A 20,312-nucleotide genomic window follows, 5' to 3' on the forward strand; every position below is an offset into this window, starting at 1 on the left:
AAAAGGCCAAAAATGAGCATGACAAGTAACAAACTCTGCTGGATGGGCGCCCTGATGCTGACAGCGGTAAGCAGTACCGCTCAGGCGGGCGTTTCACTGGATCGCACTCGCTTGATTATCACCGGTAAAGATAGCTCGGCAAGCGCGAATTTGACCAACACCAGCCCGGATATTCCGTTTCTGGCGCAGTCCTGGGTCGAGGACAGCAAAGGCAATAAAATCACCTCTCCGCTGGTGGTGCTGCCGCCTTTGCAGCGAATTAACGGCGGGCAAAAAGGCGTCGCGCGCGTGACCAAGACTGATGGCATCAATCAGCTGCCGCAGGATCGTGAAAGCCTGTTTTATTTAAGCGTGCGTGAAATTCCGCCTAAGCCGGATAAAGCGAATGTCCTGCAATTAGCGATGCAGTCGCGGATTAAATTATTTTTCCGCCCAACCGCCATTATCCCAAAAAGCAAAAGCGAGATTTGGCAGGATCAGGTCGTCTTTCAAAAAAGCGGCAATAAAATGAGCGCGCAAAACCCGACGCCTTATTACATCACCATTATTAGCCTGTCGCGGACGAAGGGTGAAAAAATAACGAAATTTCCGGGAATTATGATTGCACCGAAATCCAGTCTGGAGTTCAGCGTAACAGATGGCGGAATTAGTGATTTTTCCATGATGTACGTGAATGACTATGGCGGCCATCCGGAACTGAAATATCGCTGTGCGGGAAATACCTGTAAAGCTCTGCCGCCGTCGCAGCAAGGGTAATTGAGAGGAACCTGATGATGAAAACGCGTTTATCGCTATTCGCACTGTTTGTATTCGGTCTCAGCATGCCAGCGCTGGCCGACGCTGATATTCCGCTACAGCCGCAGCACTATAACCAGGATCATCAGGGGGAAGATGGCGGTAACGTGATATTTCAGGGCTCCGTTTACGCCTCGCCGTGCGTCCTTGCCCCGCAGAGCCGTCTGCAAATCATCGAACTGGGTGAAATTAGCGCCCGCCGTTTTCATCAGGCGGGCGATCGTAGCCAACCGGTACTGGTTCGCGTTGAACTGCGAGATTGCCTGAAAGGGGCGTCACAGGCGCGAGACAGCATTGCATCAAGGACTACGGGAAATAGCAAGCACCTCTATACCACTGGCGAGCAGGCGGTGCAGATGACGTTTATCGGCGAGTCGGACGAGAATAATCGTCAACTGTTACGCCTGACTGGCAGCACCTCCGGAGCCGGTATTCGTCTGCTGGATATCAAAGAGCGCGCGCTGGATATCAATCAAACCCAGCCGCCGTTTATTGTGAAAACCGGCGACAGCAGCCTGACGTTTATTGCGGTACTGGAGTCTACCGGCCGAAACGTGACCGCCGGTAATTTTAGCGGACTGCTGCGTTTAAAAATGGAGTATCTGTAATGGCTGCTATGGTTATCTGGCGTAAAACCCGCGTCGCTATTTTGCTATGCGGTGGCCTGCTGTCCTGGGAAACCGCAGCGGCAGTTGAAGGGGAAATTACGCCGGTTGGCGGACCTAAAATGTATAATATTGACGTCGCCAACCAGGATATTACCAACAACAGTATCGGGGCGACCATTCCTTATACTTTTGCATTAGGCGGCCAATACTCTGGTGTAGCCAGCTGTACTATCACCATGGAAAATCAGGCCATCTATTATTCTGCTACTGCCTCGTTACTTCAGCAGGGTAGTTCGGCAGGGTATTTAAAACTCAATGACTATATGGATGTGAAAATTGAAATTTACATTCGCGGTCAGCGCATGGCCTATCTTCCGGTCCCTTTTAATAATGAGTCAAACGAGGCTTTTCAGAACAAATGCGTACCACCAACCACTCAGTTTAATAACTTTGAGTCCGGCGCTCAGGGGAGGGTGACGTTCATGATCACCAAGCCGATTGTTAACGGCGTAAACCTGTTGGGTACCGAAATAGCTAAACTTTACGGTCGCCTGGGCAATTACAGCGCCGGGATGGGGACCACGCCAATGTCTATTGTCTCTATTAACTCTGGAGTTATTACCGTTCCGGACAAATGTATCGTCAACTCCGGCTCGCCGATCACTGTTGATTTTAACACTATCCCCAGCTCTGGATCACTGCTTAACGGCAACAACTACAGCCAGTCTGTGCCGATTCAGGTGAAGTGTGAAGGGGGAAGTTTTGCGACCGGTAACTTGAATATACGCCTGGGAATTCAGCAGGCTAATACCGCCAGTTTCAATAGCGATTATTTAGGTACCACCGGGGCCGTCGACCGCTCCAACCTTGGCATTATCTTGAAGGATTCCGGCGGCAATTTAGTGGCCGCGAATAAGTTTTATGACGTCCCGGGTTTTAATAATAACCAGGGAACCTGGAATCTGACCGCCGCACCGATTGCCAATGCCGGGACCAACGTACTTGAAGGGGATTTCCAGGCATCGGCCACCGTGGTCGCTGAGTTTCAGTAAGGGGACAGCATGCGTCAATTAATCGCATCAATGATACTCATATGTTCGCTACCGGTAGTCACCCCGGCGTATGCCATCGGGGAGCTGATCGGCGGCGATTTAAACTTCAAAGGAACCGTTGTTGCCCAGGACTGCAGTATCGTCCCTTCGTCAAAAAACATCGCCGTGGATTTTGGCCAGATTTCAACCCGCTCGCTGTATGCCGAAGGGAAATCGCAGCCCAAAGCGTTTGTTATTGAGCTAAAGGATTGCAGTACCGATGTCTTTAATTCCGTCACTGTGACCTTTAGCGGGACGGAAAATGCCAATATGAGCGATCGCCTGGCGATTACGCCGGTAGCGCCCAATTCCGCCAGCGGGATTGGTATTGGCTTTGAAGAGAGTAACGGTACGGCTATTTCACTGAATACGCCGACGACCGCGGTTGCCATTTCCGATGTCACCATGCAGTTAAATTTTAAAGCTTTTGTGGAAGGGGAACCGGATGCCTTGAGTAACGAAACCTTGCAAACCGGTGCCTTTCAGGCCACGGCAAATTACACCCTAAACTACCAGTAGAACCGATCAAGGATGATTAAAAATGAGCCGCCATTTCTTTCTCTACGATAAAAATATTTTTTTCTCTGAAGGTGTGCGTTCCGCAGTTGCCGATCTTACTGCCCGCGAGCCGGACTGCTCTTTCTCAAAGATCAAACATTTTTCGCAGCTGATTAGCACGCTGCGTTCACCAAAAAAGAGAAATGAGCTGCATTGGATCCTCTGTGATGTCGACAGCTTACCGGATGAACGCTTTAATGCGTTGTATACCATTAAAGAACATTATTGCCGGGAAAATCAGCAACTGGTTATTTTGTTAGATAGCAATAATCTCGCTCTTTTTTTTGCACTGCATTCGCTTCTCCCGGAAGCCAGTTGGTTATTAAAGAATGAATCACTGAGCAACTTTTCTAGCTTTATCGAAGATTCTCAGGCATTAGTAGCAAAAAAAATATTCTTTAGCCGTTCGTTGATTAACTACACACGGCAAAAATGGTTGGCAAGAGATTTTAATAACAGCATCTCCAGTGATGACTGGTGGTTAATGGAAGAAATATTCAAAGGAAAGTCGCTTTCGCAAATTTCCTCTGAGCAACAAATTGATGTTCGTCGCTTAAGCCGCAGTAAACGAGGGCTGATGAAAAAATTAAATGCCAAAAATAACGTTGAGCTTTTTAATATTTTCAAGTGTATCGTCGCCACCCCTTGCATATAGCAGCGTGCAACGTATGACATCGACAAAATTACTGGCAGGTATCTAAGCCAGTAGGTAAGTGTAAGAAAATACATTTCAATATAAATAGTTAAGGAACTAACAAATGCAAAAATTAAGCATGATTGAAGCAGCGGGTATTATTGGCGGGACCTGTAAGGAAACTTGCACCAGCTCTTACGAAACTGTGGTTGTTGGCGGTGTTTCTTCTTGTAAAGAAGTAACCACCTGCACAGATAAGCATGGCAACTCAACCGTTAGCATGAAAGATGCTGCTGATGGTATGTGCGTAGTACCGAACCGCATTCGCCAGTAATTTCTGCAGTGGTATATGGAGGGGAAACCCTCCATATATTTTTACGCCTTTTTCGCGAGCCTGGTATCGAAATGAAAATAAAACCTATTACCGCTGTTGGCTACACGTTTCTGGTGGCGTTAATTTCGTCGCTGATAACTGTTCTGTGTTATCACATCTTTGTATTTAATACTTTTTCATTAGATAGCAGTAAGCCTTCGGCGCTACGGAAAATTGATGAGGCAATTGTTGCCAGTAGCCCAATAAAACATGAGAGCAGTATTATTGAAGTGCTGTCCTATGGCTGCCACTACTGCGCGTCGAATGAGGAAGATATCGAAAAATTTGCCGCCACCTTACCGGTAGATAGCACCTTCGAAGTTATCCATATCACCGCTGAAAGAAATGGTCTGGCGGTTTATGCACCGGTTTTTGCGACGCTTGAAGTGATGGGCCTTGAGCGTCAGACGCGCGACTCGGCATTTAACGCGGTAATGGTTCGCGGTATTAATTTAGCTGATGATGAAGCGCTGAATGCCTGGCTGAAAAAGAACGATATTGATGTGGCGAAATATCATCAGGTACGCCAAAGCAAAGCCGTTGCCGAACGGCTGGAATATATGGCGAAAATCACCGAGCTCTATGACATTAACGCGACGCCGTTGTTTATTGTTAATAAAAAATACGTCGTGGCGAAGGATCGTCAATTTCCTGAATTTGCCGACTATATGCGCCAGCTGTTAGCTCAGGACAAGGAGTAAGCGTGACGCGCTTTCTGATCGTCTGGGGCGTCTTCAGCGTAAGAAAATGGTCCGCGCAGCTTGCCTGGCGACACCGTCCTTTTACCGGCTACGGGCAAAAGACGGTGCGGGCAGTGATGCGTTATACCCCTATGTCACTGCTGTTGCTAACCGTTCGCGCGCTGTGCACGCTGCGGTTGTTGGGCAGACAATATTGCGGGCGTACCGCCGTGGCGACGCAGAACTATCGCTGCCTGACTGGTGGCGATGGACGAGTTGACGCCGCGTGGATCGCCATGCGCCGCCAGCTGCTGGAGATGGGCGCGACCTGGGGTCAGCACCCGGCAACGTTGCGCCAGATGCTGGCGTGCACGCAAGAGCTTGATGCGGTGGTTGCGCCACTGGTGGCGCAAAAGACGCCGGTGGTCCTCGCGCCGCTGCACTGCGTTTCCGATATTTTAGCCGCGATGGTCGGGGCCGGCGTGACGCCGGGCAAAGCCAGCGTGGTGGTCTCATCCAGCGCGGAAAGCTACACCGTCGCCAGTCGCGCAATGGGCGGCGTCGCGCTCTCTTACTGCTCCATCCACCAGGATAATACGTCGCTGGCCAGCGAGCTGATGGCGCTAATGACTAACGTCTCTGAAGGGCGGGAAAATATGATTATTTTCCCCGATATTCCAGCCGATTACACCGTTCAGACCCATGAAGCGCAGTCCGGGAAAATAAGCTGTCGGCTATTTGGCCGTCCGGCAAAACTACACAACGGCGTACAGCGGTTTTCGCGCATCGTGTCGGCGCAGGTGGTTTTTTATCACCTCTATTATCAGCAAGGGATAAAAATAAAAATCTATTCCCCGCTGTCGCCAAAAGAGATCGCGGCAACGTTGCCGACGATTATTGAAAACACCCTGCGTGATTATCCGCAGGATTGGCTTTTGTGGCACAGCCATTCGCTCTATTTTATTAATCACTGATGCATCAATATGAAAAATATTATCCCTGATATGGTTTTTCAGGAAGAGACCAATGAGTGCGGCCTCTCCTGTATTGCGATGCTGGCGCAAACCCAGAATATTCAGTGCTCTCTTCCGGCATTGCGGGAGATTTTCCCGGCGTCCGATCATGGGACATCGTTGAGCGATTTATCCGTCATCCTGCAACAGGTTGGCATTGCCACTGCTCCAGTGCTCTTCGATCACGACGAGCTACATGGGCTGCCGTTCCCCTCCATTTTGCACTACGGTGCCAGTCACTATGTCCTGCTGGCGTGGCGCAAGGGGGACTACGTCTGCGTGATGAACCCGGCAATTGGTCAGCAGTGGTTGCCGTTCTCAGCGTTAAAAAAAGAGATCAGCGGCTATGCGCTGATCCTTGAAGAATCCCCCTCATCAGGAGTCATCCCCAACCCTGTTATCGCCGAAGCGCAGCAGGAGATGCCGCGGGCTATGAGCCTGAAGGAGACGGCGGCGGTTCCGGGCATTTACAAGCTGATGCTATTAACATTCCTGGTGGCGTTAACGCTGTTTTTAATGCCGACGATGGTCAGCCGCGCGATTAATCAGGCGTTCTCAGATGCGCAGAATACGGATTTTCCATATCTGTGGTTCATCCTCGCCTTTGTGGTCTCCACGCTGTTAGCGCTGGGCGTCCGGGTGATTAGCGAGCGTTTCATCCGCCGCTTTGTGTTGCTTAATAGCGATATTGGTTTTTCGCGATTACTGAATAATCCCCTGCGCTTTTTTGAAAAACGCGCGCCGGGGGATGTTTTCAGCCGCTTTATTGCCTGGCAGAGCGGCATGCTGCAAAAAATTGAGCTGGATAACGGCCTGCGCTCGGACTGGATTATTTGCGTTATCGCCATCGGCATCATGTTCTGGATCTCCCCGGTGCTGGCGCTGATTTCCGCCGTGGGCATTGTGGTGATGGGGTTAATTAGCGTCTGGGCGATATTTCGCGACCGCTGGTATACGCAGCAGCTTCAGCTCAAGAGCGCGGTGCTAAATGACTTTTTTATGGAGACCCTTCAGGGGGTATTAACCATTAAAACCGCCGGGCTGGAAACCCAGCGCAAAGCGCAGTTTGCCCGCCTGTCGCATGACCTTTTTACCTGCCTGCAACGGCAGAAAGTGTATCAGCAGGTGAAAGAAGGGCTGTATCAACTGACCGGCAGCCTCGAAATGGTGGTTTTTATGCTGGTAGTGCTGCCGCTGGTACATGCAAAACAGATCTCCCTGGGCGACTTCTTTGCCTACAGCTTTTTGCGGCAAATTTTTACCTCCTACGTCACGCGGATGTTCTATGCCGTTATCCGTAAATCGCAACTGCATGTCATTGATACCCGCGCGCAGGGATTGTTTACGAAGCATGAGCTTGCTTCTCCCCTGATTTCCCCGCTCAGCGGAACAGCGGTTCCGCGACTGGCGTTCGAGCGGGTGAGTTTTCATTACAACCCGCAAAGGCCAGTATTAAACGCGGTGGATCTCGTACTTGAGCCTGGCGATCAGATAGCCATTGTCGGCGATTCCGGAGCCGGAAAGAGCACCTTGCTGCGGCTGATGACCGGACTTTTTTCCGCGCAGGATGGGCGAATTTTGCTGAACAATGCTGAAGCGAGTGCTCAACAACTGACCTCGCAGGTGTGGTTGCAAAGTCAGGAAGACATCCTGTTTAACGCCTCGGTGCTGCAAAACATCACCCTGTTTGACCCGTGGTACAGCGACAGCGACCGTGGGCGAGTGGAAGCGCTGATCGATAAAATGGCGCTGGGGTCGGTGGTACAGGCGCTGCCTGGGGGAATGGAAGCGCTAATTCGCGAAAGCCACTCCGCGCTCTCTTTAGGCCAGCGCCAGCGGCTGATGCTGGCGAGGGCGCTCTACAGTACCCGGCCGATTTTACTGTTCGATGAGCCAACCGCCAATCTTGATGATGAAACCGCAGAGACGGTGATCGCCGCGCTGTGTCAGCACTGTCGTGAACAGGGCAAGACGCTGATTGTCGTGACCCACAGTGAGCTGATTGTGAACCACTTTGCGCGAGTATATCGCCTGAACGAAGGCGAGCTGCGCGATATCGGGCAGGGAGCGCCGGACTCATGATGCGAGGATTATTACGCCAACGCAAAACGTGGTTGTTTGCGCTGATCGCGATCGTGGCCATCATCGTCGCCGTTTTTTATCAGCGCGCGCTGCCGACACAGGCCGAATCGCTCTATACCGTCGCCCTGGAGCGTGGAGATATTGAAAAAGTGGTGCTGGCGAGCGGCATCATCAAACCAGCCGTCCAGGTGAGCGTTGGCGCTCAGGTCAGCGGGCAGTTGCGCAAGCTGTTTGTTCGTCAAGGGGAGCGGGTGCAAAAAGGGCAACTGCTGGCCGAAATCGACCCGACTTTACAGCTTTCAGACTTACGTAACGCCACCGCGCAGCTGGCCAGCGCCAGAGCGCAGAAGTTAGCCTCTGAAGCGACGCTGGTGCAGTACCGCAAAGCGCTGACCCGCGAGCAGGCCATGAATCGCGATGGCTCTGGTGTGAACAGCGACCTTGAACAGGCGCAGGCGCAATATGCCGCGCAGGTTCAGCAGATTGCGGTCAATGAGGCGCAGATTGTGCAAGCGGAAATGAGCGTGCAGACCGCCAACGCCAACCTCGGCTATACGCGCATTCTCGCCCCTATGGACGGCGAAGTGCTGGGCATTGTCACCCGTGAAGGGCAAACCATCGTCTCTTCACAAATTGCGCCGACTATTCTGGTGCTTGCCGACCTCGATAAAATGCAGGTGCAAACGCGCATTTCCGAAGCCGATATCCAGAAAATCCATCCCGGACAGCCGCTGTGGTTTTACGTGATTGCCGACCCGCAGACGCGTTATGAGGGGGAGCTTGGCTATGTCCAGCCCGCGCCGCAGGAGGCTCTGGAAGAGCAAAACTCAGGGGCTTCCGCCAGCAATCAGCAAAGCACAGCCATTTACTACAACGGCACCTTTGAGGTGGATAATCGCCAGCAACTGCTGAAAACCTCGATGACCGCGCAGGTGTTTATCCGCATTGCGCAGGCCAAAGACGCGCTGCGGGTTCCAGTTGCTGCGCTGGGGCGCTCGCTGGGCAATGAACGCTATCGGGTGGTGGTGCAGAAGGCGAACGGCAGCGAGGAGCGCACCGTTCGTATCGGCATTAACGACCGCCAGTACGCACAGGTCCTTGAAGGCTTGCAGCCCGGCGAGCGGGTGGTGATCCCGCAGGACGCGGGGTCAATCTGATGGCGAAGCCGTTAATCCAGCTTAATAACGTCACTCGCTCTTTTATCGCCGGAACGCAGACGATTCCGGTGCTGAAATCGGTGTCCCTGACCATTATGCCCGGCGAAATGGTGGCGATAATGGGTGCTTCCGGCTCGGGTAAATCGACGCTGATGAACATTATCGGCTGCCTGGACAAACCCAGCAGCGGCGAGGTTTATATCAACGGCATTGCTACCCATCAGGCTGATAGCGCGGCGCTTGCCGAACTGCGTAGCCGCTGGCTTGGGTTTATTTTTCAGCGCTATCACCTGATGCCTTATTTAACGGCGGAAGAGAATATCGCCATCCCCGACTTATATACCGCGATGCCTGCAATTGAACGTCAGGCGCGAATCGCGCTGCTGGCGGGAAAGCTGGGCATTGATACGCGCTTAGAGCATAAACCCGCGCAACTCTCCGGCGGGCAGCAGCAGCGGGTCAGCGTATGCCGGGCGCTGATCAACGGCGCGCAGATTATTCTTGCTGATGAACCCACCGGGGCGCTGGATAGCGCCAGCGGCAGGGCGCTGATGGATGTTCTGCACCAGTTGAACGCTGATGGCCACACGGTGATTATCGTGACCCATGACCGCGAGGTGGCGCAGCAAGCGCAGCGGATCGTCGAGATCAGCGATGGGCAGATTGTTGCCGATCGCACGAATTGTGCTCAGGACAAACGTGATATTCAGCGGCTGCCGACGGTACAGGATAACGGTCGGGCTTCGCTGTCGCGCAGCGTAGGCGAGTCGGTACGAATGGCATGGCGTGCGCTGCTGGGCCATCGGATGCGCGCCTTTCTGTCGATGCTGGGGATTATCATCGGTATCTCATCGGTGGTTTCTTCGATGGCGGTAGGCGAAGGCGCCCGGCAGACCATCATGAACGAGATTGGTAAACTGGGTAATACCACGCTCGAAATTCGCCCCGGTACCGGTTGGGGTAGCAAGCGCCCGGATATGGAGCGCGCGCTGTCGCTGGAGGATATCACCAGCCTTAGCAAGCAGCCCTGGGTGCTGGGGGTGTCGCCGATTGTCTCCAGTATGACCACCGCAGTGCGCCAGGGCCTGGATTCCTCGATGATCCTCTCCGGCGTTTCCGCCGACTATTTCTCGTTGCAGGGGATTCGCTTTATTCAGGGCAACGGCTTTACCCTGCGCGACGTCAACGACCGGGAGCCGGTACTGGTGCTGGATGAAACCAGTAAAGAGACGTTGTTTCCCGGTAATGAAGATCCGCTGGATAAAATCGTGCAAATCGCCGGTGCGCCGTGGCGGGTGATCGGCGTTGCCAGCAAGCCGGGGCCGAAAGTGGTCAGCGGGTTTATGTCGGCGTGGATCCCCTATACCTCGCTATTACAGCGGATTTCCGGCGATAAGCCGCTGGAGGCGCTAACGCTGCGCTTTCAGGAGACGCTGTCGCCGAGAGAGGCCGCGCAGCGTGCGGAAAGGCATCTTATTCGCGAGCACGGCAAAAAAGATTTCTTTGTCCAGACCGATGAACAGCTCGCCAAAGCGCTGCAAAAAACCTCCGATTCAATGTCGCTGCTGATCACCGCGATTGCCGCTATTTCACTACTGGTCGGCGGCGTTGGGGTGATGAATATCATGCTGGTTTCCGTTACCGAGCGAACCCATGAGATCGGTATCCGACTCTCGGTCGGCGCGCGTCCCTCCGACATCATGCATCAGTTTTTGATTGAGGCGGTGATGATCTGCGCGCTCGGCGGGCTGACGGGGGTCATTGGCTCCTGGGCCGCCGGGAACCTGTTTGCTCTGCTGACGCAGGAGTTCTCGATGGTCTTTACGTGGCTCCCGGTGGCGATGGCCTGCGGCTTTTCCGCTCTGATTGGCCTGACGTTCGGCTATTTCCCGGCGCGGCGAGCGGCGCGACTCAACCCGACGGAGGCGTTGGCCCGCGAATGAAATTAGGTACTTTTTTACCGCTGATCCTGCTGCTCACGGGCTGCGGTAACCTGACCCGCAGCGATTATCAGCGGCCGCTGTTGTCGGTGCCGGAAAACTGGCAGCGAACAGAAGAGCAGAATATCGCCCCTTCGCAGGTGGGAAGCGGCCGCTGGTGGGATCGCTTCGGCGACGAGCGTTTGTCGCGCGTGATAGGTCAGGTGCTGGAAAGCAATAACGATCTGGCTGCTGCGGCATTAACTCTCAAGCAGGCACGCATTTCTGCCGGGCTAACCCAGACCAATATCAGTCCCGACGCGACGCTCAACGGCTCCGGCAGCAATTCGAAGCCGTTAAACAGCGGGCGTTCGCAGGAGAGCTACAGCACCTCGTTGTCGCTGAGCTATGAACTGGATCTCTGGGGCAAGCTGGCGCGTATTCGCGAACAAAGTGAGTGGGAAGCGGTTGCCAGCGAGCAGGATTATCACGCGACGATCCTGTCGACGATTGATACCACCGCGCAGCTCTACTGGAACATCGCCCTACTAAATCAGCAAATGGCTTATCAAGAGGTGAGTTTTGATATTGCCAGGCAGACGCTAGCGCAGATTGAGTCATGGCAGCGGGCGGGGAAAGTTGGACTACTTGATGTTTTACAGGCCCGGCAGACGGTTATCAGCCGCCAGAATCAGCTGCTCGCCCTGAAGCAGCAGCGAGCGATTTCGCGCAACGCGCTGGCGCTGCTGCTCAACCGCCCACCGTCGCAGCATACCGATGAGGCCCATGCACTGGATGTTCGCCAGCACGTCGCCATTGCCAACGCTACGCCGCTGGCCGCGCTCGCCAGCCGTCCGGATCTTCAGGCCGCGGAATCACGCCTGCGTGCGGCGCTGGCGGGCTCAGATGCCGCGCGGCTGAGCTTCTATCCCACGCTTTCGTTGCAGGGAACGCTTAGCGCCGGAAGCCAGATTTTTCATCAATGGTTTAACGATCCGCTCCGGACCGTCGGCGGCAGCGTGAGTGCGCCCTTTATCCAGTGGAATACGGTGCAGCTCACCGTGGAACAGGCCAGCGTAAAGGTGCAGCAGGAGGCGGTGAACTTCCGCCGCACGGCCTATACCGCGCTGTCGGAAGTGGACAACGCCATGGAGAAGCGGCTAAACGCCGACGAGCAGCGCGATCGCTTGCTGCAATCTCTGCAACTGGGCCAGCAGCGCCTGACGCTCACCGGAAGCCGCTATCGTGCAGGCGCGGTGGATTATCAGACCCTGCTGAACGCCCAGGATGCGCTGCTTGATGTGCAGAACAGTCTTGCGCAAAACCAGTACGACTATCTTTATGCCACTTTGCAGCTCTGGCTGGCGCAGGGTGGCAGTAACCCGCAACAGAGGACATCCCAAAATGAGTCACAGTAAACCCCCTTATCGCGTGGTAATTACCGGCTATGGCGCGGTGACTCCCCTTGGCGACAGCGCCGCCGAAAGCTGGCAGGCGATCATGGATTATCGACACGGCTACCGCTATGTCGATCTCTCGGCTAACGGTATCCACACCCATTTTATTGGCCAGGTGGAGAATGAACCCAGCCTTAAGGGCGTTCCTGCCGCTATCCGTCGGCGTCTGCCGCGCCATGCGCGCCTGGCGCTGGCCGCCGCGCGTGAAGCCATGGCGATGGCCTTTGCCGGTGAATCGCCTGCCGCGTTCTACGATCCGCTGATGTGCGGTGCGATTATTGGCACCGGCTGGGCGGGGCTGGATGAGAGTTACCTGGCGGTGCCGGAGTTTGAGAAAAAAGGCGTCTCTTCACCTTTTAGCTGCTTCTTTTCGATGCCGAACGTGACTACCGCAGCCTGTAGCCAGCTGTGGAATTTACGTGGATATCAAAATACCCCTGTTGCCGCCTGCGCTACTGGCACTATTGCTATCGGCGAGGCCTATGATGCGATTCGCTTTGGCCGCGCCAGTATGATGCTTGCCGGCGCCGGGGAGGCGTTAAATAGCGTCTGCGCTATCTGGAATATCGATGTGCTCGGGGCGCTGAGCCGGGAAACGGAATCGCCGGAGCGGGCCAGCTGCCCGTTCAGCCAGCAGCGCAGCGGGTTTGTGCTTTCGGAAGGGGGCGCGGTGCTGTGCCTGGAAGAGCGCGAGCATGCCATCGCACGTGGGGCGACGATCCTCGCGGAAGTCACCGGTTATGCCAATTTCTCCGACGCGGTGGACTTTACCTCCCCGGCGGAGGATTGCGTGGCCCGCGAGCAGACTATCCGCTGGGCGCTGCGCAGCGCAGGTCTTCAGCCCGCCGATCTCGACTATATCAATGCCCACGGCACCTCCACGCCGCTTAATGATATTAACGAAACGCAGTCGCTGAAAAAGGCGCTGGGTGACGAGGCGTATCGAATCCCGGTTTCCAGCACCAAAGCCTACTCCGGGCATCTGATCGCGGCGGCGGGAAGCTTCGAGACCATTGTCTGCCTGCAGGCGATGGCGGCCGGGATTATGCCCGCCACGGCGCATTTAACCCAACCCGACCCGCTGTGCGATCTCGACTATATCGTCGAAGGGCATCGTCAGGGAGAGATTCGCCGGGCGTTGAATCTGAGCTTTGGTTTTGGCGGCGCGAACGCCGCGCTGGTGCTGGAGAAACACGCGTGACGCGGCTGCGCTATACCCTTGCCGATGCTCATCAGTGGGCAGCATTTTCTGGCGATGACAACCCCATTCACTTCGATCTTTCGGCTGCGCGTGCGATGGGGGGGAGCCAGTTGAGCGTCCACGGGATGCGCGCGCTGCTGGATGTTAAACGTGATGTTCAGTCGCGGCTGGTGTATCCGTCATCCCGCGCTGAAGGTTATCTGAAATGTCAGGTACGCCTGCGCAGGCCGCTGTGGTGCGAAGCCGACTGGCTGTTAACGCCGGGACCGGCAAAAAGCCGCGTGTTATCCGCCGCGTCGGTCATGCATCCACAGAGTGATGAAGTCTGCCTGTCATGCCAGATGAGCCTGGCGACTGAAGCTGAATCGCTAGTGGGGAAACAGCCCAGCGAACTTGATTCTAAGACGCTGCTTGCTTTGCAATCCTACTTCAACAGCGCCTGGCCCGACCTGGCGCAGTGGCAATTTCTTGATGCACTGCTCTTTCGTCAGCTGATTAGCGATAAAGCGCTGCTGAATCAGGAGAACATTGCGGCCCTGCTCGACCAGGGGGAAACCTCGTTACAGCAAATTTTTACCCGCTATCCGGTATTGCAAACTCATCAGGAGGTGATTTTCGATGCCCGATTTGCGGATAAAGGAGCACCGATCTGGCCTGAATCCCTGTCGCTCTGGCTGCTACCTTCGCTGGTGGTCGGACAGGTTGAACAGGGTGCGCTGGTGCGTATCGCGGCAGCGGCACAGCTCAATGACCAGATTATGACCAATGTGATTACGCTGAAAGTTGGCCCAATTAATAATTGATAATTAAGGATAATTTTATGATTCAGTATGATGATGTTCTGCAAAAAGTCTGTGAAATGATCTGTGATGCCAAAGACCTGGAGCCCGATGAGGTCGATGAGAATACGCCCCTTGTGCAGCTGAAATTAGATAGCCTCGACTACGTCGAGCTGATGGTACTGGCAAAACGTGAATTCAACATCACGCTGGAGGCGGACTGGTTTATTCACAATCCGGGGATCACTCTCGGCGAGCTGTGCCAGCACATCAGCAAAGAGTCAGGTAACTGATATGGCGCAGAAATGGATACTGGTTACCGGCGGTAGTCGCGGCATCGGTCGGGCGCTGGTGATGGGCCTGGCGCAAAGCTGGAATGTGGTGTTTACCGGTCGCAACGAAGCGGCGATCAACGACATCCAGGCGCAGGCGAGCGGAGACGATTCATCCCATTGGGTGCGAGGTTACGCCTGCGATGGCAACGACGAAGCGCGGGTTGAACAGCTTGCGCAGTCGCTGCTGGCTGAGTGGGGGGCACCGGAGGCGATTATCCACAATGCCGGGATGGCCCGTGATGGCCTGCATATTCATCAGAATGCGGCAATCTGGCGCGAGGTGCTGGAGACCAACGTTATCGCAATGATGAACTGGAACCGGGTTCTGCTGCCGGCGATGCTGATGCAACGATGTGGTTCTATCGTGATGATGTCTTCAGTCAGTGCGCTCAAGGGCAACGTCGGTCAGACGGCCTATGCTGCCAGCAAAGCGGCGATGGGCGGTATGGCGCGTTCACTGGCGCTGGAGGTCGGGCGTTTTGGTATCCGGGTGAACTGCCTGGCGCCGGGCTTGATTCGTACTGAAATGCTTGAAGAGATCCCGGCACAAAAATTAAAAGAGATGCGCCAGTCGATACCGCTGCGCAGATTGGGTGAAACGGATGATGTTCTTCAGGCGGTGGCGTTTTTAATCGGTGAGGGGAGTCAATATATCACCGGGCAGACCCTGGTGCTGGACGGCGGACTGAGTGCCTGAATATGATCGGGCCGGACCGTCGGCTGGCCTGATCTTAAGTGCGGGGCGTGAGTTGTTCGATACGCGTCACTAGCTCTTTTATCTCTGTTGCGGTCACGCGATAAATTTGAATAATCTGCGAAGAGTTTTGTGCGACCAGAGATACAACCAACTGATGTATTTCATCCCCCTGGTTATGTTTAATTAAGCGAGCCAGCGATTTCTCTTCTGCCCGTGAGTTGGTTAGCGCATGGACCACCTGACGACTAACTGCGATAAGTGCCGCATACGGATTGGGGCTATCTTGCAGGATACCCCACTCAGCAATATCATCAATTTCTTCAATTGGATCGCGTGAATGCAGCGCTTTATCTGGTGAAGCCGAACCCTCATGCGGCGGGCTATGATCAAGACACGCAATATTATGCAATAACCCACCAATCTCAACTTTTAGGCTTTGCATCGCGCTCATGTCCATTTTTGTCGCCAGATAACCGGCAATATGTCCGACAGCAGAGGAGTGCCATGGTGTCTGCTGGCTGAACTGATCGATAATAAACGAGAGCAATTCGGCAATATCACGTAGGTTGTGTAAAGAAATAGTATCGTTATGAATTCTTGGGATTTCTTGAATGTAATCCCGATAGTCAGAGGAGGCCATCACCGACCAAAAGTGTTCATTGCTGGAGAGGGTTCTGAAGGCCTGAATGTACTCTTCTTTATAGAGAATATTTGCCCCGGCAGTCACGATTTCGAGGAGTTTCTTGCCTAAGAAGGGCACATGACTGGTGCGGTGCTGGCAATAAAGGACATCCAGTCGATCGGCAAAGAATAGCAGATGGCTTTCTTCGGGGACCAGCTCCCCTTCGATGTAATGCCCCAGGCCTTTTCGCCAATGGGTGTGGTGATAGCGAACAATCCTGTTCAATGGGCGAAATAGAGGAATTCTGCTGAGTAATTCGCTGCCAATAAGTGCGTGGTTGTTATGTTCATCATCAATGTAACTAAGCGGTTCAAGACGCGATTTTTCATTCAATCCGCCGATATCATGGATGAGGGCCGCAAGAACGGTTTTACGACGCTGAGCCGAAGAGAAATGAACTAAATTAGCCAGGTGCGATACGATAAAAGCAGTTCTGACATGATGCAGATTCAGCTTAGGATTAATCATATCAATGGTATTTGCGATGCTGGCTAATGTAGGAAGTAAATGTATCTTCATGATATCGTTATAATATGCAATTTATGAGACAAATCTCGGTCGATTATTATTTGCGCTCGCAGCCATATTGCGGGAACGTTTGGTTGCCGAATAAAATAGTATCATCATTGACTCGATTTATATAGATGATTCTATCATTAGTTTGGCCGCCAAAGAGAGTCTGTTGTGCAATGTTTTCCGGTGTATTATCGGCGCTGTGACGAATTATCCTGGCATCAGCAATATAAAAAAGAGAGCTGCTGGCAGAATGTTTTTTTAATGTGTAGGTGATGCTGCGTGAGATGATATATTTATCCCCATCACTGGTGAGTAATCCTTCAACGCTGATTGAAAACCGACCGTTTGAATATTCTACAGATAGCAAGCCTTGTGAGCGTAGAATACTCTCATTGGTGTTCTCCGTCAGATCGTATTGTGACTCACAGGAAAAAGGCGGATGACTGTTGAGGCGAATATAAAAAATTAATGATGCTATCAGTGCTGGTATACAGATCGAAAATATTAAGACATATTTACGCATTTTTTATTTCCTTATAGTAGTAACTATGGCATTTTTGGTACTTAAGATCGCATTCCAGTATGAATATATCCATATAAATGCCTAAGTCCTGTTCTTCGCTCATCTGCCGATTGAAAAAGTATATTTTCTTTGGCGTAGAACAATCGAGCCCGGAGGGGAGCAGTTTTTGATTCCTGAGTATTTCTGTTGCAGGTATGCTGCCTGTGCCGTAAATGGTACATTTATCTTGAGTGAGGAGAATGCCAGGTGATTGTTTTTTATGGACAAAAAAGTAAGAGAGGAGCATGAGGCCGGCAGCAATCAGGATAAATAAAATGATCGCTTTGCGATGTTGCCCAATCGTCATAGGCTTAGGGGTTTCAGGGGAAAGAGTCGGGAGAGAGAAAGATGTGTGATAATCACTATCGGTGGTAATAATAATTTCATTAGAAATCTTAAAGCCGATTCGCGGCACCGTAATAATCACATTTTTCTCAATGCCAAGGTCAGACAAGCTATGACGCAGTGTGGATATATATTGATTCAGATTACTATTAGAAGGTCTGGCACCATATTTTTCAAATACCGTCTGAAAAATATCAACACGCGAGATAATATCTCCCCGATATTGCAGCAGACAGCTAAGAAGGCGAGTGGATGTGGCTGATAGTTCAATACAATCGCCAGTCAACAAGTTGACCAGAGAGGCCTCCTCAGTGTCAAAAGTAATAAATCCCTCTATATCGAACCGCATTTTTATCTCCACACGGAATTAAAAATTCACTCTTTATATCAGGAGTTTTATCATAAAAAAAAGTGAATTTCAGATAAATGTACTGTTTAAATTGAAATTTAAAGCTAATGTTGCCGTTTTAGTGTGGTCAATCCATACTGCTAGTTCATTGAATGACAGAAGGAACTGACTCATGAAGATTGTAACTTCATCCCGTATCCCTGATTTACATCATGGTTCTGGCGCTGCTGTTGAAAGCTTAAGGTCATTGATGACCGCCATGGGTATCAATAAATTCTCTGGAGTGAACGTTCCAGAGCAGGAGTATATTCTTTTTGTATTAAAAGAACATGAGCCTGAGGGGCTACTTACTCGTGAATTAGCTGACAGATGTGAAATGTCAATATATAAAGTCAGACATTTGTTGCTGCCTTTGGAGAAGTATGGTCAGGTGAACAGAATAAAAATCAAAAAACATCATAAGTGGTATATTTATAATAAACATATTGATTGAGAGTCATACTAACAAGAGGCCTGTAAATTTGCAATAAACACAGGCCTTTTAGATGCCTTTTTCAATCTTTTAATGTTTTTTTAGAATTAATATCTCGCAAATAATGGAGAATATTCTTAACGAAGTGATATACCACTTCTTAAATAGAGCGTTTTGTATTTCATATGTTGATAAGTATTTATCACTAATGTTGGGTAATTCTCATTCGTTAATTTTATCCGGCAAGCGGTGGCAGGCGAGCGCTCGATCGTTTTGTTGATGAAATGATGCTTTTGTTTCTAAGTTGTTGCTTTTGTGGCGTGGCAATCTGATTCAATCAACGTCGAGGGGGAATTTGGCTAAGAAGTCGCATAAGAAAAAGAATGCAATATTATCTAAGGCCATTGTTATTCCGTACCTACTTCAGTTCACTGACGCTATCATGTTCGCTTTAGCACTCCCTGCCTGGAGTTCTCCATAAAAGAGAAAATAGTGTGATCCAGTTCAATAATATCTTATGTGAGATAAATATTTCCCGATTGCTTATATTGGATACCGTTGCGTATGAGCATGCGTAAAGCACGGTGATGACTGGTGTCCAGTATACTGGACTAAATTCCCATATTATGGGAGGTACGTTAGTTAACTGAGCCAGAGTGCAGGGCAATTGAGGTGTTATTTGATATGAAATAATAAAAAGTCCGTATCAGTCACGTTACTGTGGGGCCAAATATTATGGTTATCAAACACTCAGCTTGAAGGGAGCACAAAATGGCTTACAGAATGATTTTAAACGAAACCTCTTATTTTGGTGCGGGATCGATTAGCTGCATTGTCGATGAAGTCAAAAAGCGCGGCTTTAAAAAAGCGCTGGTGGTTACTGATAAAGATCTGATCCGCTTTAAGGTCGCGACAAAGGTATTCGATATCCTCGACAGCGCTGGCCTGGCCTACAGCGTCTTTGATAGCGTGATTCCTAACCCGACCATTGAAGTTGTACAGCAGGGCGTTGAAGCGTTTAAACAATCGGGTGCAGATTATCTGATCGCCATCGGCGGTGGTTCCCCGCAGGATACCTGCAAGGCAGTAGGGATTATCATTAATAACCCTGAATTCGCCGATGTTCGTAGCCTGGAGGGCGGAGCCGACACCAAAAATGCCGCAGTGCCGATGATTGCGATCCCAACCACCGCCGGTACGGCTGCTGAAGTGACCATCAACTACGTCATCACTGACGTACAAAATCGCCGCAAGTTTGTTTGCTATGACCCGCACGATATCCCGGTTGTGGCGATTATCGATGCCGAAATGATGGCCAGCATGCCTGCCAGCCTGAAGGCGGCGACCGGCGTCGATGCGCTGACTCACGCGATCGAAGGTTATATCACTAAAGGCGCATGGGAATTAACCGACATGCTGCATCTGAAGGCTATCGAAGTGATTGGCCGCTCGCTGCGCGCCTCAGTGCAGGGCGATGCTCAGGGCGCGGAAGGAATGGCGCTGGGGCAATATATTGCCGGAATGGGCTTCTCTAACGTCGGACTGGGCTTGGTTCACGGCATGGCGCACCCGTTGGGCGCTTTCTACGGTACGCCGCATGGTGTCGCCAACGCAGTGCTGTTGCCACATCTTATGGCTTACAACGCTGAATTTACCGGTGAGAAGTATCGCGACATTGCGGTGGCTCTGGGAAATAAACAGGCGGCGACCCTACCAATAGCCGAAGCGCGTAAGGCAGCCGTTGAGGCCGTGGCGCAGCTTAACCGCGACGTTAATATCCCGGCGCGTCTGCGCGATGTGGGGATGAAAGAGGAGGATATCGATGCCCTCGCCGCCGCCGCGCTGGCGGATGTGTGCACTGGCGGTAACCCGCGCGATACGAATCTGGAAGAGATTAAAGCGCTGTATCGGGCGATTTTCTAAGGTAGCAATCTCAACCGTAGCCGGTAGAACTCTCTATCGGCTACGGTGTAGCTCAGCGTGCGCGGGCTTTTTTAATAGCGAGGG

21 protein-coding genes are annotated in these 20,312 nt (G+C 52.1%); 18 read left to right on the top strand and 3 right to left on the bottom strand.

The features are described 5' to 3' along the window. The first annotated feature begins 12 nt into the window (after nucleotides 1-12). The 16 genes from AC07P6_RS06305 to AC07P6_RS06380 all read left to right on the top strand — a co-directional run bounded on the left by AC07P6_RS06305 (nucleotide 13) and on the right by AC07P6_RS06380 (nucleotide 15,379). Complete coding sequence (locus tag AC07P6_RS06305; RefSeq protein ID WP_112213840.1) at nucleotides 13-756, top strand: fimbrial biogenesis chaperone; 744 nt, start codon at nucleotides 13-15, stop codon at nucleotides 754-756. A gap of 17 nt (nucleotides 757-773) precedes the next feature. Next, nucleotides 774-1,403 carry a fimbrial protein gene (locus AC07P6_RS06310; RefSeq protein WP_112213839.1) on the top strand — a complete coding sequence of 210 codons (630 nt, stop codon included), beginning with the start codon at nucleotides 774-776 and terminating at the stop codon, nucleotides 1,401-1,403. After that, nucleotides 1,403-2,455, top strand: coding sequence for a fimbrial protein (locus tag AC07P6_RS06315; protein ID WP_434661846.1), 1,053 nt, complete (start codon nucleotides 1,403-1,405; stop codon nucleotides 2,453-2,455). Before AC07P6_RS06310 ends, AC07P6_RS06315 begins: the two co-directional genes overlap by 1 nt. A gap of 9 nt (nucleotides 2,456-2,464) precedes the next feature. After that, nucleotides 2,465-3,013, top strand: a complete 549-nt coding sequence (locus AC07P6_RS06320; RefSeq protein WP_478315879.1) for a fimbrial protein — start codon at nucleotides 2,465-2,467, stop codon at nucleotides 3,011-3,013. 22 nt (nucleotides 3,014-3,035) lie between these two features. After that, nucleotides 3,036-3,707 carry a DNA-binding response regulator gene (locus AC07P6_RS06325; protein WP_478315880.1) on the top strand — a complete coding sequence of 224 codons (672 nt, stop codon included), beginning with the start codon at nucleotides 3,036-3,038 and terminating at the stop codon, nucleotides 3,705-3,707. 103 nt (nucleotides 3,708-3,810) lie between these two features. After that, entirely contained in the window at nucleotides 3,811-4,020 is a 210-nt protein-coding gene (locus AC07P6_RS06330) for a DUF4762 family protein (protein WP_110275820.1), read from the top strand. A 71-nt stretch (nucleotides 4,021-4,091) separates the two neighbouring features. Further along, nucleotides 4,092-4,760, top strand: coding sequence for a DsbA family protein (locus AC07P6_RS06335; protein WP_434661851.1), 669 nt, complete (start codon nucleotides 4,092-4,094; stop codon nucleotides 4,758-4,760). A 2-nt stretch (nucleotides 4,761-4,762) separates the two neighbouring features. Further along, nucleotides 4,763-5,713 carry an ABC transporter gene (locus tag AC07P6_RS06340; RefSeq protein ID WP_478315881.1) on the top strand — a complete coding sequence of 317 codons (951 nt, stop codon included), beginning with the start codon at nucleotides 4,763-4,765 and terminating at the stop codon, nucleotides 5,711-5,713. Between the two features lie 9 nt (nucleotides 5,714-5,722). Next, nucleotides 5,723-7,834: a peptidase domain-containing ABC transporter gene (locus AC07P6_RS06345; protein ID WP_478315882.1), complete on the top strand. Its 2,112-nt coding sequence runs from the start codon at nucleotides 5,723-5,725 to the stop codon at nucleotides 7,832-7,834. Continuing rightward, complete coding sequence (locus AC07P6_RS06350) at nucleotides 7,831-8,991, top strand: efflux RND transporter periplasmic adaptor subunit (protein ID WP_478315883.1); 1,161 nt, start codon at nucleotides 7,831-7,833, stop codon at nucleotides 8,989-8,991. Before AC07P6_RS06345 ends, AC07P6_RS06350 begins: the two co-directional genes overlap by 4 nt. Beyond that, on the top strand, nucleotides 8,991-10,934 hold the full coding sequence (locus AC07P6_RS06355; protein ID WP_478315884.1) for an ABC transporter permease: 1,944 nt from the start codon (nucleotides 8,991-8,993) through the stop codon (nucleotides 10,932-10,934). The genes AC07P6_RS06350 and AC07P6_RS06355 overlap by 1 nt, the downstream gene beginning before the upstream one ends. Further along, nucleotides 10,931-12,328: a TolC family protein gene (locus AC07P6_RS06360; RefSeq protein WP_478315885.1), complete on the top strand. Its 1,398-nt coding sequence runs from the start codon at nucleotides 10,931-10,933 to the stop codon at nucleotides 12,326-12,328. The genes AC07P6_RS06355 and AC07P6_RS06360 overlap by 4 nt, the downstream gene beginning before the upstream one ends. Next, entirely contained in the window at nucleotides 12,315-13,568 is a 1,254-nt protein-coding gene (locus AC07P6_RS06365) for a beta-ketoacyl-[acyl-carrier-protein] synthase family protein (RefSeq protein WP_478315886.1), read from the top strand. Before AC07P6_RS06360 ends, AC07P6_RS06365 begins: the two co-directional genes overlap by 14 nt. Beyond that, nucleotides 13,565-14,371, top strand: coding sequence for an acyl dehydratase (locus AC07P6_RS06370; RefSeq protein WP_478315887.1), 807 nt, complete (start codon nucleotides 13,565-13,567; stop codon nucleotides 14,369-14,371). The genes AC07P6_RS06365 and AC07P6_RS06370 overlap by 4 nt, the downstream gene beginning before the upstream one ends. Nucleotides 14,372-14,388: 17 nt before the next feature. Beyond that, entirely contained in the window at nucleotides 14,389-14,640 is a 252-nt protein-coding gene (locus AC07P6_RS06375) for an acyl carrier protein (RefSeq protein WP_478315888.1), read from the top strand. Between the two features lies 1 nt (nucleotide 14,641). Then, nucleotides 14,642-15,379: an SDR family NAD(P)-dependent oxidoreductase gene (locus AC07P6_RS06380; protein ID WP_434661865.1), complete on the top strand. Its 738-nt coding sequence runs from the start codon at nucleotides 14,642-14,644 to the stop codon at nucleotides 15,377-15,379. Between the two features lie 34 nt (nucleotides 15,380-15,413). Here the strand turns inward: AC07P6_RS06380 and AC07P6_RS06385 are convergent, their stop codons facing one another. Genes AC07P6_RS06385 through AC07P6_RS06395 form a run of 3 tightly spaced genes read right to left on the bottom strand, consistent with a single transcriptional unit; the run spans nucleotide 15,414 to nucleotide 17,833 of the window. Then, nucleotides 15,414-16,580 carry an HD domain-containing protein gene (locus tag AC07P6_RS06385; RefSeq protein WP_478315889.1) on the bottom strand — a complete coding sequence of 389 codons (1,167 nt, stop codon included), beginning with the start codon at nucleotides 16,578-16,580 and terminating at the stop codon, nucleotides 15,414-15,416. Nucleotides 16,581-16,626: 46 nt separating this feature from the next. Further along, nucleotides 16,627-17,100: a hypothetical protein gene (locus AC07P6_RS06390; RefSeq protein ID WP_478315890.1), complete on the bottom strand. Its 474-nt coding sequence runs from the start codon at nucleotides 17,098-17,100 to the stop codon at nucleotides 16,627-16,629. Then, nucleotides 17,093-17,833 carry a winged helix-turn-helix domain-containing protein gene (locus AC07P6_RS06395; RefSeq protein ID WP_478315891.1) on the bottom strand — a complete coding sequence of 247 codons (741 nt, stop codon included), beginning with the start codon at nucleotides 17,831-17,833 and terminating at the stop codon, nucleotides 17,093-17,095. The genes AC07P6_RS06390 and AC07P6_RS06395 overlap by 8 nt, the downstream gene beginning before the upstream one ends. A 172-nt stretch (nucleotides 17,834-18,005) precedes the next feature. Here AC07P6_RS06395 and AC07P6_RS06400 point away from each other — a divergent pair, with 172 nt between their 5' ends. Both AC07P6_RS06400 and fucO read left to right on the top strand, forming a co-directional pair. Then, nucleotides 18,006-18,326, top strand: coding sequence for a FaeA/PapI family transcriptional regulator (locus AC07P6_RS06400; protein WP_181485148.1), 321 nt, complete (start codon nucleotides 18,006-18,008; stop codon nucleotides 18,324-18,326). A 750-nt stretch (nucleotides 18,327-19,076) separates the two neighbouring features. Then, on the top strand, nucleotides 19,077-20,228 hold the full coding sequence (gene fucO, locus AC07P6_RS06405) for a lactaldehyde reductase (protein ID WP_331329337.1): 1,152 nt from the start codon (nucleotides 19,077-19,079) through the stop codon (nucleotides 20,226-20,228). The last annotated feature ends 84 nt before the right edge of the window (nucleotides 20,229-20,312 follow it).

The organism is Klebsiella sp. GFKo11 (assembly GCF_056490265.1).

Bases quoted from the DNA above. Each gene is read 5' to 3' on its own strand.
- AC07P6_RS06385 (WP_478315889.1), bottom strand. From the start codon at position 16,580: ATGAAGATACATTTACTTCCTACATTAGCCAGCATCGCAAATACCATT.
- AC07P6_RS06345 (WP_478315882.1), top strand. From the start codon at position 5,723: ATGAAAAATATTATCCCTGATATGGTTTTTCAGGAAGAGACCAATGAG.
- AC07P6_RS06400 (WP_181485148.1), top strand. From the start codon at position 18,006: ATGAAGATTGTAACTTCATCCCGTATCCCTGATTTACATCATGGTTCT.
- AC07P6_RS06375 (WP_478315888.1), top strand. From the start codon at position 14,389: ATGATTCAGTATGATGATGTTCTGCAAAAAGTCTGTGAAATGATCTGT.
- AC07P6_RS06390 (WP_478315890.1), bottom strand. From the start codon at position 17,100: ATGCGTAAATATGTCTTAATATTTTCGATCTGTATACCAGCACTGATA.
- AC07P6_RS06305 (WP_112213840.1), top strand. From the start codon at position 13: ATGAGCATGACAAGTAACAAACTCTGCTGGATGGGCGCCCTGATGCTG.
- AC07P6_RS06325 (WP_478315880.1), top strand. From the start codon at position 3,036: ATGAGCCGCCATTTCTTTCTCTACGATAAAAATATTTTTTTCTCTGAA.
- AC07P6_RS06355 (WP_478315884.1), top strand. From the start codon at position 8,991: ATGGCGAAGCCGTTAATCCAGCTTAATAACGTCACTCGCTCTTTTATC.
- fucO (WP_331329337.1), top strand. From the start codon at position 19,077: ATGGCTTACAGAATGATTTTAAACGAAACCTCTTATTTTGGTGCGGGA.
- AC07P6_RS06350 (WP_478315883.1), top strand. From the start codon at position 7,831: ATGATGCGAGGATTATTACGCCAACGCAAAACGTGGTTGTTTGCGCTG.
- AC07P6_RS06360 (WP_478315885.1), top strand. From the start codon at position 10,931: ATGAAATTAGGTACTTTTTTACCGCTGATCCTGCTGCTCACGGGCTGC.
- AC07P6_RS06395 (WP_478315891.1), bottom strand. From the start codon at position 17,833: ATGCGGTTCGATATAGAGGGATTTATTACTTTTGACACTGAGGAGGCC.
- AC07P6_RS06365 (WP_478315886.1), top strand. From the start codon at position 12,315: ATGAGTCACAGTAAACCCCCTTATCGCGTGGTAATTACCGGCTATGGC.
- AC07P6_RS06335 (WP_434661851.1), top strand. From the start codon at position 4,092: ATGAAAATAAAACCTATTACCGCTGTTGGCTACACGTTTCTGGTGGCG.
- AC07P6_RS06315 (WP_434661846.1), top strand. From the start codon at position 1,403: ATGGCTGCTATGGTTATCTGGCGTAAAACCCGCGTCGCTATTTTGCTA.
- AC07P6_RS06310 (WP_112213839.1), top strand. From the start codon at position 774: ATGAAAACGCGTTTATCGCTATTCGCACTGTTTGTATTCGGTCTCAGC.
- AC07P6_RS06380 (WP_434661865.1), top strand. From the start codon at position 14,642: ATGGCGCAGAAATGGATACTGGTTACCGGCGGTAGTCGCGGCATCGGT.
- AC07P6_RS06320 (WP_478315879.1), top strand. From the start codon at position 2,465: ATGCGTCAATTAATCGCATCAATGATACTCATATGTTCGCTACCGGTA.
- AC07P6_RS06330 (WP_110275820.1), top strand. From the start codon at position 3,811: ATGCAAAAATTAAGCATGATTGAAGCAGCGGGTATTATTGGCGGGACC.